This window comes from Vibrio caribbeanicus ATCC BAA-2122 (assembly GCF_000165125.1).
GTDB lineage: Bacteria > Pseudomonadota > Gammaproteobacteria > Enterobacterales > Vibrionaceae > Vibrio > Vibrio caribbeanicus.
Genome location: NZ_AEIU01000014.1, coordinates 17,359 through 29,714, shown reverse-complemented (window position 1 = coordinate 29,714; position 12,356 = coordinate 17,359). Strand labels below are relative to the sequence as shown.

At 42.4% G+C, this 12,356-nt stretch carries 12 protein-coding genes; 7 read left to right on the top strand and 5 right to left on the bottom strand.

The genetic code is table 11. The features are described from left to right. The first annotated feature begins 69 nt into the window (after positions 1-69). The 5 genes from pyrC to RH40_RS01780 all read left to right on the top strand — a co-directional run bounded on the left by pyrC (position 70) and on the right by RH40_RS01780 (position 6,105). Positions 70-1,098 carry a dihydroorotase gene (gene pyrC, locus RH40_RS01800; protein WP_009599564.1) on the top strand — a complete coding sequence of 343 codons (1,029 nt, stop codon included), beginning with the start codon at positions 70-72 and terminating at the stop codon, positions 1,096-1,098. Between the two features lie 451 nt (positions 1,099-1,549). Continuing rightward, positions 1,550-1,912, top strand: a complete 363-nt coding sequence (locus RH40_RS01795; protein WP_009599563.1) for a c-type cytochrome — start codon at positions 1,550-1,552, stop codon at positions 1,910-1,912. A gap of 16 nt (positions 1,913-1,928) precedes the next feature. After that, the gene (gene ccoN, locus RH40_RS01790; protein WP_009599562.1) at positions 1,929-3,338 is read left to right on the top strand and encodes a cytochrome-c oxidase, cbb3-type subunit I; all 1,410 of its coding nucleotides are present in this window, start codon (positions 1,929-1,931) and stop codon (positions 3,336-3,338) included. Positions 3,339-3,340: 2 nt separating this feature from the next. Further along, a complete protein-coding gene (locus RH40_RS01785) occupies positions 3,341-3,952 on the top strand; it encodes a cbb3-type cytochrome c oxidase subunit II (RefSeq protein ID WP_009599561.1) in 612 nt (203 codons plus the stop codon). Further along, complete coding sequence (locus RH40_RS01780; RefSeq protein ID WP_009599560.1) at positions 3,949-6,105, top strand: c-type cytochrome; 2,157 nt, start codon at positions 3,949-3,951, stop codon at positions 6,103-6,105. Before RH40_RS01785 ends, RH40_RS01780 begins: the two co-directional genes overlap by 4 nt. Before the next feature lie 95 nt (positions 6,106-6,200). Here the strand turns inward: RH40_RS01780 and RH40_RS21140 are convergent, their stop codons facing one another. Both RH40_RS21140 and RH40_RS01770 read right to left on the bottom strand, forming a co-directional pair. After that, positions 6,201-6,326 carry a hypothetical protein gene (locus RH40_RS21140; RefSeq protein ID WP_009599557.1) on the bottom strand — a complete coding sequence of 42 codons (126 nt, stop codon included), beginning with the start codon at positions 6,324-6,326 and terminating at the stop codon, positions 6,201-6,203. 87 nt (positions 6,327-6,413) lie between these two features. Continuing rightward, positions 6,414-7,007: a cysteine dioxygenase gene (locus RH40_RS01770; protein ID WP_009599555.1), complete on the bottom strand. Its 594-nt coding sequence runs from the start codon at positions 7,005-7,007 to the stop codon at positions 6,414-6,416. A 218-nt stretch (positions 7,008-7,225) separates the two neighbouring features. On the opposite strand from RH40_RS01770, the gene RH40_RS01765 reads away from it, so the two are divergent. Beyond that, positions 7,226-7,936: an SDR family NAD(P)-dependent oxidoreductase gene (locus tag RH40_RS01765; RefSeq protein WP_009599554.1), complete on the top strand. Its 711-nt coding sequence runs from the start codon at positions 7,226-7,228 to the stop codon at positions 7,934-7,936. Positions 7,937-8,012: 76 nt separating this feature from the next. Here the strand turns inward: RH40_RS01765 and RH40_RS01760 are convergent, their stop codons facing one another. Next, positions 8,013-8,624, bottom strand: a complete 612-nt coding sequence (locus RH40_RS01760) for a LysE family translocator (RefSeq protein ID WP_009599553.1) — start codon at positions 8,622-8,624, stop codon at positions 8,013-8,015. Positions 8,625-8,769: 145 nt separating this feature from the next. Further along, positions 8,770-10,491: an LVIVD repeat-containing protein gene (locus RH40_RS01755; RefSeq protein WP_009599552.1), complete on the bottom strand. Its 1,722-nt coding sequence runs from the start codon at positions 10,489-10,491 to the stop codon at positions 8,770-8,772. Between the two features lie 566 nt (positions 10,492-11,057). Between RH40_RS01755 and RH40_RS01745 the strand changes: the two genes are divergently transcribed. Next, a complete protein-coding gene (locus RH40_RS01745; protein ID WP_009599550.1) occupies positions 11,058-11,474 on the top strand; it encodes a cupin domain-containing protein in 417 nt (138 codons plus the stop codon). Between the two features lie 47 nt (positions 11,475-11,521). Here RH40_RS01745 and RH40_RS01740 read toward each other — a convergent pair whose 3' ends face one another. Next, a complete protein-coding gene (locus RH40_RS01740; RefSeq protein WP_009599549.1) occupies positions 11,522-12,220 on the bottom strand; it encodes a hypothetical protein in 699 nt (232 codons plus the stop codon). Between the last annotated feature and the right edge of the window lie 136 nt (positions 12,221-12,356).

Sequence of the window (12,356 nt, the reverse complement as noted above, 5' to 3'; positions counted from 1 at the left end):
GTTTGCTTTCACGTTTTTCGCTGCAATTAGGCTCCAATCAGACAACAAAAAATTAGGATGGGAGCAAAAATGACGACATTGACAATTACACGTCCCGATGACTGGCATGTTCACTTACGTGATGGAGACGTGTTGAAAGATACCGTTAAAGATATAAGCCGCTATAATGGACGCGCGCTGATCATGCCCAACACCATCCCTCCTGTTACAAACACACAAATGGCTATCGATTACCACAATCGAATTATGGCGCAAAACCCACGCGAGCAATTTAAACCTCTCATGGCTCTGTACCTAACAGACAATACAAGTTGTGATGAAATTCGAGCAGCCAAAGAATCAGGAGCAGTTGTCGCAGCCAAGCTTTATCCGGCTGGTGCCACGACCAACTCCGACTCAGGGGTAACTGACGCAAAAAATATTTACCCTGTACTAAAAACCATGCAAGAAGTTGGCATGCTCTTACTGGTACACGGCGAAGTTACTCATCATGATGTCGATATTTTTGACCGAGAAAAAGAGTTTTTGGATAATGTGTTAGCACCGATTGTGAACGACTTCCCTGATCTCAAGATCGTGCTTGAGCATATTACCACCTCCGATGCCGCAGCTTTTGTACAAAATGCCAACGAAAATGTTGCGGCAACGATCACCGCACATCACTTGCTTTACAACCGCAATCATATGCTTGTCGGTGGCATTAAACCTCATTTCTATTGCCTTCCAATTTTAAAACGCAATACTCATCAACAAGCCCTTATCGATGCTGCAACGAGTGGCAGTAAAAAATTCTTTCTTGGCACAGATTCAGCCCCTCATGCACAAGGTATGAAGGAATCTGCCTGTGGATGTGCTGGTTCGTACACAGCGCACGCGGCTCTTGAGCTTTACGCTGAAGTTTTTGAACTAGCTGGGAAACTGGAAAACCTAGAGGGATTTGCCAGTCACAATGGTCCTGATTTCTACGGTCTGCCACGGAATACAGATACAGTCACATTAACCAAAGAATCATGGTCAGTGCCTGAGAGTATGCCATTTGGCTCTGACGTAGTCATACCCATCCGTGCTGGAGAAAACATAAGCTGGACGGTAAAATAGCATCATAAAAAACTGCTCAATCTAATCGTTTATCGATGAGCAGTTTTCTTTCTTCGACCTATGGTTTTGCCTGCCAATTCGATAATTCTTGTCAAATTCTCTGACACTTGATCCAGCTAAGGGTCGGCTTTCTAAGCCGATCCTAATTTTTGTGACGCATCTATCACTTTTCCTGTCTGGTGCTCTTTTTTGCCACAACAACTCGCTAACCCGTTATTTTCTGATGAGAAATTGCAAAGAAACTAACTGAAATACGATTAATGCTGATGAAAATCTCCTTCTCAACCATATTTGTCATGTAGCAAGACGACCAGTCATTACTACACTTACTACTATAAAAATTATTAAATGCCGCCACCTGACACAGACGGATTAGCAAACGAGTTTTGATATAGAGCCCGAGTTTCTGATTTTGGTGTGGAGACACATTTAAATAACTAGGGAAATAGTGATGATCATGGTCAGCCAGCTACTTTGGAACTGCATTAAAAAGACAGCTCTGGGTTTAGTTGTTTTTTTTACTTATTCAGCCTTTGTTTACGGGGCGGATGAACAGTTTAAAATTGGCCAAGAAAAGGCCAAAGTATGTATGACTTGCCATGGCGCTGATGGTATAGCTCATATTGATGCATATCCCAACCTCCGTGGTCAAAATAAAGGCTACCTTATCTCCTCTTTGAAAAGCTACCAAGCCCGTGAACGTTCGGGCGGACTGGCGGTTCTAATGCAACAGCAAGCGGATGCTCTCTCAGATCAAGACATCGAGGATATTGCTCACTTCTACTCTACTCTCGGCAAGTCGTCACACCCTTAGTTCAGGAGCACCAATCATGGAGCAAGCGTACCCGCAGTACAACACAAACGTCGTCCGGTACTTTGTACTCGCTTCACTAGCTTGGGCGGTATTAGGAATGACCATAGGAGTTATCCTCGCAGCTCAACTCTATTGGCCGATTTTAAATTTTGATTCACAGTATTTTCAATTCGGGCGTCTCAGACCACTGCATACTTCTGGCGTGATTTACGGCTTTGTGGTGAATATATTAATGGGGACTTCCCTTTATATCGCACAACGAACTGGTCGCTGCCAACTTTATAATCAAAGCTTATCATGGATGGTATTTTGGGGCTGGCAACTCGTTTTGTTTCTCGCCTTAATTACCCTCCCCGCAGGCTACACGACATCAAAAGAGTATGCAGAACTTGAATGGCCCATTGACCTGTTAATTGTGCTTGTTTGGGTACTTTATGCGGTGCTGTTTTTTGGCACTCTCACAAAGCGAAAAACTGAACATATCTTTGTTGCTAATTGGTTTTTTGCCGCGTTTATTATCGTTATTGCGCTCATTTTCGTCATCAACAATCTTGCTATGCCCGTTTCGCTGATGAAATCTTACTCCCTCTTTGCTGGCGCCCAAGATGCCATTGTTCAATGGTGGTGGGGACACAATGCTGTGGGCTTCCTACTGACAGCGGGGGTGATAGGAATGAACTACTACTTTATTCCCAAAGTAGCGGATAGGCCTATTTACTCTTACCGCTTATCCGTTATCCACTTCTGGGGACTCGTTGGTTTCTATACTTGGGCTGGAACTCATCACCTTATATATTCTTCTGTACCCGTATGGGTACAAAATATTGGTATCGTGATGTCACTTATCCTATGGCTCCCCTCTTGGGCAGGTGCATTTAATAGTGCAATGACACTGTTACAAAACAAAGCAAAACTCAAATCTGACTATATATGCCTTTTCTTCTTTTCCGCCATTCTCTACTACTGTCTCGCTACATTCGAAGGCCCTTTACTCGCCATCCGTTGGTTCAACATGATGGCACACAATACCGAATGGGTGATTGGTCACGTTCACTCTGGAGCACTAGGTTGGGTAGGTATGTCTGGCATTGCCGTGTTTTATTACTTTATTCCAAGACTGTGGAATAAGACTGAACTGTGGTCACCAAGACTCATCAAATGGCACTTTTGGTTAGCGCACGCTGGAGTTGCCTTGTACGCAATTGCGTTATGGGTTGCAGGTATTGGTGAAGGATATATGTGGTTAACTCAAAGTGAAGGTGGTGAGTTGGTCTACAGCTTTGTAGAAGCGATGAACTTCAAAGCACCTTGGTTATTTCTACGCTTCTTCGGTGGAGCTCTTTTTGTTCTTGGCTTGGTTCTAATGACCATCAATTTATATAAAACCGTCCACTCTCCAGCGCAACTCGTCGCGAGGGAGGCATAGTTATGACAAAAGATTTCACCCACTCAGTGCTGATCTTAATCTTAAGCACCTTAGCCGTTGCATCGTTTTCACTCTTGGTCTGGGTGGTACCCAATGTACTCCGAACTGCAGACATTGCTAAAGGTAGCCTTGCAGTGCCATTAACACCCATCGAACTCGCTGGTAGAGACATCTACATTAGTGAAGGGTGCCATGTGTGTCACACACAAATGGTTAGGCCACTCGAACCAGAAATTAAGCGCAATGGTCGTCCCAATCAAGAGTCCGACGATATTTATGAGTTTCCCAATTTATGGGGTTCAAAACGTACTGGTCCTGATCTCACCAACTTAGCGCGTAAATATTCTGATCAATGGCACGTCTTACATCTTATCAACCCACGTCAAGTGGTCCCTACATCGATAATGCCTTCTTATCCTTGGTTATTCGAACAATCACTCTCTGGCAATACTATCGCAGATAAGATGGCTACGTTGCGCGCATTGGGTGTGCCATATACTGACCAAGAGATCGCTGAAGCTCGACTTCAAGTAAAAGGAAAAACAAAAGGTGAAGCGCTAATACGTTACCTTCAAAGTCTGGGCAGAGACACCGCACAGGAGCTTTCACCATGAGCACATTCTGGAACCTATGGTCAGTGATTTGCACCATCATCTTTTTACTCTTGATGGTTTTTGTGGTCATCAAGTATTGGTATAACAACCACAAAGCAGACCAAGATCGAACTATTGCAAGCTTCGATGGTATTGAAGAAAAAGATGCACCACCGCCAAAACTGCTATTTATTAGCTACGCCATCGCGTTTTCAATTTCCGTGGGGTATTTAATACTTTATCCTGGTCTTGGGAATTGGCAAGGGCTGCTAGATTGGCAGCAAAGCGATGACAAGCTGAGTTCTCCTTCCACTAACTTGGATGCTCAGTTTAAGCAAATCCAAGATAATTCGCTAACCTCTTTAGCCCAAAAAGCAGACATCGTATCTGCTGGCCGAATCCTATTTCAGACCCATTGTGCGGGTTGCCATCGCGATAATGCTCAAGGGCAGAAGCATTTCCCCAACCTGATCGATAATGAGTGGTTGTATGGTGGTAGCGATGAGGCCATTATCCACTCTATTGCCAAGGGCAGAAATGGGGCGATGCCGGGATGGACTGATGTCATGACCGAAGGAGAGATACAAAAAACGTCCTATTATCTCGCATCGCTTAGTCAGCGCCATACCGATGTACCAGAAGTTAATGTCGAACTAGGTAAAAATCTGTTTATAAAGCATTGTGCCTCTTGTCATGGTGATGGCTCTATTGCCAACCCGCACACTGGTGTTCCAAGCCTTGCCGATCGGGTATGGCTACATGGCGGCAGTATTGAAGAGATCCAACACACCATCAAATATGGACTCAATAATGTTATGCCCGCCTTTGAAAAACAGCTGACCCACAATGAAATACTTGCGCTCGGTGCTTACTTACGAAAATCTGAACAAAATGAACAAAACAGACTGGCCAAACTCGACTCCGATGCCGTCGAGCGCGGTGAATACCTTGCACATGCAGGCGATTGCGTCGCCTGCCACAGCGCTGAGGGCGGAGAAACCTTCGCTGGTGGACTGCCGTTTGTTACCCCATTTGGCACTATTTATTCAACCAACATCACCCAGCATGCAAGTGAAGGGATTGGTGAGTACGATTTTGAAGATTTTCGCGCCGCTTTAGTCCGTGGTAAAGGAAAACATGGTTATCTCTATCCAGCAATGCCATATACCTCATATCAATATCTAACCGATCAAGATATGAAAGATTTATGGGAATTCATGCAATCCATTCCGGCTGTCGCAAGACGCAATGATGATAATCATATGATGTTCCCATCAAACATCAGACTCGGGCTTTTGGGCTGGAACCTTGTTTTCATGGACACGGATTCGGTCGACTATTCAGTTCCAGAAGAGTTGAAAGATACCGTCGAAAATGTTGAAAAATGGCAAAAAGGCAAATACTGGGTTGCTGGTTTAGGGCACTGCTCAGAATGTCATACACCACGGAATATTGCTCAAGCTCTGATCCCCGAGCGTATCTTCCAAGGTAATCTAATCGATGGTTGGAATGCACCCGACATAACAGCCAACGAACTTTATCTCGGTGGTTGGGATGAAAAAACGCTCACCGATTTTCTCCATACTGGTCATTCAGACAAAGGCACCGTATTTGCTGGTATGGCCGATGTAGTAAAAAATAGCTTGAGCTTGATGACGCGTGATGATGTCGCCTCGATGTCCTACTACTTGTTAAATGGCGATAAAAATAACTTCATCGGGAAAAATACCAAACCCCTTCAACCTCTTGGATTTGACGAAAAAGCGTATCAAGAGCCGATTTATATAACCTATCAACAAACTTGCGGAGCGTGTCATGGCGACGATGGTAAAGGAAGAGATCCTATTGCCCCAACCTTATTGAACAATGGCATTATAATGCACACGGATCCGTTCAACACCATTGCAGTAACAGTACGTGGCTTAGAGCCAACTTACATAGATCCAGAGCGAAACTTTATGCACATGGCCAGTTTTGAAGGTGTGCTTTCCGACGCAAAATTAGCCGAGCTTATCAGTTTCGTAAGAAAGTATCTTGGCGATCAAAACAACCCTGTGAGCACTGCTGAGGTCACTTCTGTGAGAGAAACATTAGAGCAAGCAGGTTATGCCGGAGGTTTGCATACGACACCGGAGATGTATGACCAGAGAGACAACAATATCCATATCAAATAAGCCATCGCACTAAGAAAAAAGCACAGCTCCAAGGTAGCGCTGTACTTTTATAAATCAGCTTATTGGTATGCCTAAATGCGGTCAATATAAATAATTCAGAGACCCAAAAAGCTCATCAAACGTGTCACCCAAGTTATTTGACCAAACTCAATAACATCATAAATCGTAAAGAATATTGCACAAATGACTGCCAGCTTCACCAAACGGTCAATAATTATCATTATGGCTCCAATTTCAAAGCCTCTACCATAATGATAATTTTACTCAGCCTTGGGCCAAATGTCCCCTTTTGTTTTCAATTCATAGGATTAAATTTGGTAAAACCAGCAGTCTTCATTCGGATTAAGTAATTCGGGTTGACCTTTTTCAAGCTGGTACAAATGAAACTGGTTGAGTGGTGGTGAATATATATGGAGTGTGATTAACGGCTCATCCTCAGCCTGCAAATTGGAGATTTGATGAATATCGTTATCTTTACTGACGGTGATGCTTCCTTGAGGATAGTGAGTCGATTGAGATGCATAGATTTGACCGTTAGCCGCTGTCTCGAATAAGGTTTCCGTTGCTTCTCCGTGAAGAACTTTCACACCACAGCTGGTATTTAGATGATCGTGAATTTTGCTTCTTTGTCCATTAAGCCAGCTGAGTACCAAAACCTCGCAGTGCTCATTACGGAAAAGACGCTTGCGACAGTAGGTTTCTTTGTCAAAAGAGGCGAGCTTTTTTATTTCTTCCTCATCCAAAGACACACTGTCTAAAATAAAACGAATCGAAGCTAGTGACAGCGGTTTATTCGCTAAACTGAGCTGATCAAGGAACTGGTGATAATTTAATTGATAATCACTGTCGACAAGGGCTGCTAAGACAGGAGCTTGCTCCGGTTGAATATCGATACGTTGCAAGTTTATTCTCCTCTTTTTGTGTGATTCATAAGCTTAACTGTTAGAATGATTTTAGCCGTTTCTCAAGACTAAGACTAACACCAAACCCTAACAAATTAACACTAAAATATCATAAAGATTACACAAAAATAACATTTAAAAAACTAATTAGACCTGTGAAAAATCAGTTAGATAACACGTTGAAATACGGTAAATTAAAGAAAAAAGGAAACGTCCGCGTGGTTAAAACAGCACTTATTACAGGCGCAAGTCGAGGAATAGGCCGAGCACTCTCGAACTATTTCGCAAAGCAGGGGTATTCGTTAATTCTTATTGCAAAACACCAAGCTCATTTGGACACGCTGGAACAAGAATTAAAACGAGATTTCCCCGATACTTGCGTAGAGACACATTCAGTTGATTTTACTCAACCTGAAACAGTAGAAGTAAAACTAGACAAAATACTAGAGGAACAAGACTCAATCGAAGTCCTGGTCAATAGTGCTGGCGTGTTAATGGCTGGACACGTCGAACTGACCACTCAACATCTTTTCGAACTCATTAATGTGAACTTACTTTCAACCATGCTCGTTTGTAATAAAGTATGCAAAAAAATGCAGCAACAAGGTTACGGGGAGATATTTAACCTAGGCTCAACTGCTGGTTTAGCGCCTGTGGCAAAAATTGCGGCTTACTCTGCCACTAAATCAGCCTTAGTAAGCTATAGTCAATCGCTTTATAGCGAAATGCTGGAGCACAATATCACGGTTTGCTGCCTTTGCCCCAGTGTAGTTAATACAGATATGACTAACGATGGCAGAATAGATAATACGTTAAAAATCGATACAGATGATTTGGTCAAAGCCGTAGATTTTGCCCGAAGTCTATCACCAGGTGCTGCTATGTCGGTCTTCCCAATTCGATGCAAAGTAATGGATAACCTCAAGTAATCGTAATATAAAGAAGCCCGATAAATCGGGCTTCTTTTATGAAATTTAGCTAATTTTTCACACTGAGTAATATTGATTATGAGCGCAGCGCGATAGTTACACCTGTACCTGCCATTACTGAGCCTGCAATTTTACGTAACCAAGATAAACGCTCTGAAGTGGTGGCGAATTTTTTCGCTCTCGCACCCAAAAATGTGTACGCTAGATTAATTGGGGTAAAAGCCAAAGTCGCACATAACATGATCCCTAACACCTCTGAGAAGGATACCGCGTTCACGTCAACGAATGCCGGAAAAAGTGCCACATAAAAAATTATCGCTTTAGGGTTACTAAAAGAAATTAGAAAACCCGTCAATATCGCTGACTTATGGTTGGTTCGGTTTAAATTTTCTTCCTCAAGCCCACCTTGACTACGAAACAACATCACCCCCATCCATAGCAGATATAACGCGCAGAGATACTTCAAGATCACGAATGCCTCACCCATTAACTCAGCGACCACACTTAAACCTGAAATAGCCAAAATAATGAAAACGTAATCGGAAAGTGTCAGCCCGATAGACATTAAGATACCCCGTTTCGCACCACTGACTAACGATGCTGATGTAACCGCAAAAACAGCGGGGCCAGGAATAACGCCAATCGTCACCATGGCTAAAAATAATGCTAAATAGCTCTCAATACTCATTACAACTCCCTAAGCCATTGATAATTATTTTATAAAATACAGCAACTCAGTGTACACGAGCTTTGTACTCTGAGTTACCAAAAACGTAACACAAATGACGATTTATACCTATACCCAAATAAACTCAGGCCTGAGCCTATCAATTTTAAACCTTTGGTGGCCATGCCTGCACTGGTGCGTTTAAATTAGGTTTACCTAACGTAGGACTTGATAAGACATAGAAGCCATGGTTAGTAAATAGCCAAAAAAGATTTCTATCATATTCAACATACACGGAATGAGACAAATTACCCATCGCATAATCTGCGACTTTTTCTGGCGCAAAAGGTGGAACAAAATAAGCACTTACTTTAGGCTTATTAGGGTTTGAGACATCAAAGACCTGTAGACCAGCGTTATAAAAATTATACGGTAAAATCCCTGCTCGGGATTGACCCGGTTGATGGTATGCACCCGTTCTTTTGGGGCCAAAGCTACCCCTGCGCTGACAAAAATCACTAAACTTTGCTTCCTTGGGAGGCATTGGCCTTGGCATAACACCCTGAATTTTTGGCGTTTTCGGCTGTGAAACATCAATAATATAAATATCTTTATACGGCTCGTAACAATCCTCATTTAACGGATAGCCACTGTAATAAACAAGCCCAGTTTCTGCTACTTGCGACACATCGATAAAATCTCCTTCCGTACCTGCAACACTAGGAGGAAACTCTAGGTGACTGATGATTCTCATGTTTTTTGGATCGCTGATATCCACGACATAAAAGCCCAAGCCACCCATTGCAGCATAGCCAAACTGCGCCTCCTTTTCTGGAAGAAAAAGTGGCATTCTCGCTCCCATCCAAGAGGTTTTATTGCCCGAACGAGGATTACTGATATAGGCTTTTTCGTGTTGGGGATTGCCAACAATCTGACCATCAACCGATAATGTATCGAGAAGAGTTGGATTGGCTGGATCACTCATATCCCAAGCTTGATAACCTGCACTGTAAAGATCATTGGGATATTCAGTTAATGCGTGTTTTTTATCTGGTGCCGCAGCCACATACATGGTTCCGTCGCCATAATACGCTGGAATATCACGTACGCCCGACCCTTGCTGCTTTCCTATTGGCGCATCAGGATGTTCAATATCCGTGGTTCGCTCAGCAATAAGTTGCCAGTCTTTCGGCAGTGGGCCTTTCATTTCATACACCTTAAAACCTTTCAGGTGCGGGCTGTTTCTTATTGCCTTCACTTTGTCAGGTTGACGATATTTGTCACCCAATAACCCAAAACGGCGTACTTCATAGGCTTGAACCATAATATAGGCTTGGCGCTTCTCGCTCCACGCAACCGAAGCCGCACCCATCATTTCTCCTTCTCGAAATGGACTGACTTCACCCCCTGCTCCTTCAGGTCCCCACGTGTGCCCTTTGGTCAATAGCAGCTTCACCTCTTTTGGGTTGGTGATATCAAAAATCTTTAAGTCACGGCGAACATATTGATATAAGTAGCGACGCTCATCAAAATCAACAATATTTTGCCATGTATGAAATGGCTCAACCTGAATAGGATAATAAGCTTCGACCTTAATATTCTTTGCGTAGCTCTCTTGATCCCAATAGTCCAACTGCCCCTTAAAAGGATGGCTACTGTGTGAAGATGGCGCTTGTGTCGGATGTTGAAAACGCCCATCTTTTAACATGCCATAACTTTCAAGTTTTGGCGCACTAGGCGTTTTGTCCATTGCAATCGCAAACTGAGTCCTCACCATTTCATCTTGTATCTTTAGTGGTGAATTTTCTGTAGACCAAGGGCTCGCCGCTAGACAAAATTGACAAAAGAACAGGGTCAAAGACGTGGAAAAAAAGCCGTATTTATTCATTCAATGCCTCAAACGTTGTCGTTGTTTTAATTAAAAACCAAGTGTTACGCGACCTAACTTACCTCCTTTGAGCAAAATAAATGTGTCAAAGACAATTTGATTTAGCCCAAATAAAACCAGTAGTAGAGTTGCAGAACTGCCTAATCTCAGAAAAGTTTTTCGGCATGCATTTTTTTGATTTAACACTCTGCGAAGTGATATCTGCCGAACCACAAAGAATGGATACGAAATATCGGCTTCAATGCAGCAAACATACATTCATCATTCTCAGTTAATTAGAGCTACTTCTTACATCAAGGTGGCGTATTTATAGATTAACAAAATAATAACCTTGTTAACCGATAAGAAAGTGCGAGCTAAATCGAGGGATATTTTGGAAAAAATAATCAATGGGTCAGTTATTGGCGCAGGCTTTCTGTCAGAACCAGTAAAATGACGTTTAGTTTATCTAAATGCCATAGTGTTAGAACTATCAAATAACAAGAGGGTGTGATATTTTCGAGAAGGCAATAGAGCAACTCACTGTCACTATAACAACAATAATAACTAAAAATAATGAGTCCGATATGAAAAAAATGATAACTCCATGTATTACATCGCTTATTATCAGCTCTGGTGTTTATGCCGCTTCCTCAAAAGATCTAGTCAAGTCTACTCAATCTTGGAATGGCACAGAACTACCATCGATCAACCTACAACACCCTCAAGTCACTATCAAAGAAATCACGATCGCACCCGGAGAGCGTTTACCTGTACATCTTCATCCCGTTATTAATGCAGGGATATTATTGGAGGGCAAATTGAGGGTTTACAGTGAAGACAGACAAAAAGTGCTGCAACTTGAAGCAGGTACTGAGCACAACAACCTCATCGAAATGGTTAACCAATATCACTATGGCGTTAATAATGGTTCTCAACCCGCCAAGATCGTTGTCTTTTATATCAGCGAAAAAGATGGCACTGTCACCAAACTCAAACACTAAGTTTCTCTAAAAACGAAAAGAGCCACGGCAGTGGCTCTTTCATACAATTAGAGCAAGTCTCCGACCTGATGCCCAGCCTCATCAAGAGCACTATGCACGACTTTAGTAATCGCTGGGTAGCCGTTCTCCTCGTCGTCCCAGTCAACATCATCTGGTATTTCAATTTCAACAAGAACAAGGTTTCTCATTTGAATTTTATTGTCACTCAGTCGAACTAACGTTACCTCCCCATCCACATAACCACGCGGGTCTCCGAGTGGGATAAAGCCATAATAGTTGCGGACAGTTCCAGCATTTCTTACTTGAATGACGAGCATATGAGAGGCGCTATGCTTTTCTCTAAGTTTAGAGAGGTCATAATTAAAGTGACCGTCTTTTTGGTCTGCTTCTGGAAGTTCATTCGCATCACTAACATCAAAGTATTTGTTGAGTATAATGACATCTTTCGCACCTTTTGCTTTTAATATTTCAGCGATACGCGGCTGATGACCCTCGAGCTTCTCATAATTTAACGTTTCTATATGGTTTTCAACGGAGTCAGTAATTGCTTCATTGATCACCACATCAAGTAAGCCTTGCGCTCCGTAGCGTGAAGCACTCATTTGAGGTGGTTTAACAAATGCAACGACAACAGTTTCAACAGACTCTTTTTCCCAATAATTGTCAGGCATTTCAACAATTCTTGACGCACAACCACTTAGTACTGCAAGACTCAAAATAGCAGCAAATAACCTTATGTTTTTCATTATATTTTCCGTAGAATTTCAAAGCGAAAAGAGGCTATCAGCATCGATAAAACCAATCAATAACTCAGACATTAATTAATTATTTAAATGAATGATTTATATCACATATTTTAATTTTAATTCTAAAATTCAAAAT

Coding starts and splice junctions, on each gene's coding strand:
- pyrC (WP_009599564.1), top strand. CDS start 70: ATGACGACATTGACAATTACACGTCCCGATGACTGGCATGTTCACTTA.
- RH40_RS01795 (WP_009599563.1), top strand. CDS start 1,550: ATGATCATGGTCAGCCAGCTACTTTGGAACTGCATTAAAAAGACAGCT.
- ccoN (WP_009599562.1), top strand. CDS start 1,929: ATGGAGCAAGCGTACCCGCAGTACAACACAAACGTCGTCCGGTACTTT.
- RH40_RS01785 (WP_009599561.1), top strand. CDS start 3,341: ATGACAAAAGATTTCACCCACTCAGTGCTGATCTTAATCTTAAGCACC.
- RH40_RS01780 (WP_009599560.1), top strand. CDS start 3,949: ATGAGCACATTCTGGAACCTATGGTCAGTGATTTGCACCATCATCTTT.
- RH40_RS21140 (WP_009599557.1), bottom strand. CDS start 6,326: ATGATAATTATTGACCGTTTGGTGAAGCTGGCAGTCATTTGTGCAATA.
- RH40_RS01760 (WP_009599553.1), bottom strand. CDS start 8,624: ATGAGTATTGAGAGCTATTTAGCATTATTTTTAGCCATGGTGACGATT.
- RH40_RS01755 (WP_009599552.1), bottom strand. CDS start 10,491: ATGAATAAATACGGCTTTTTTTCCACGTCTTTGACCCTGTTCTTTTGT.
- RH40_RS01745 (WP_009599550.1), top strand. CDS start 11,058: ATGAAAAAAATGATAACTCCATGTATTACATCGCTTATTATCAGCTCT.
- RH40_RS01740 (WP_009599549.1), bottom strand. CDS start 12,220: ATGAAAAACATAAGGTTATTTGCTGCTATTTTGAGTCTTGCAGTACTA.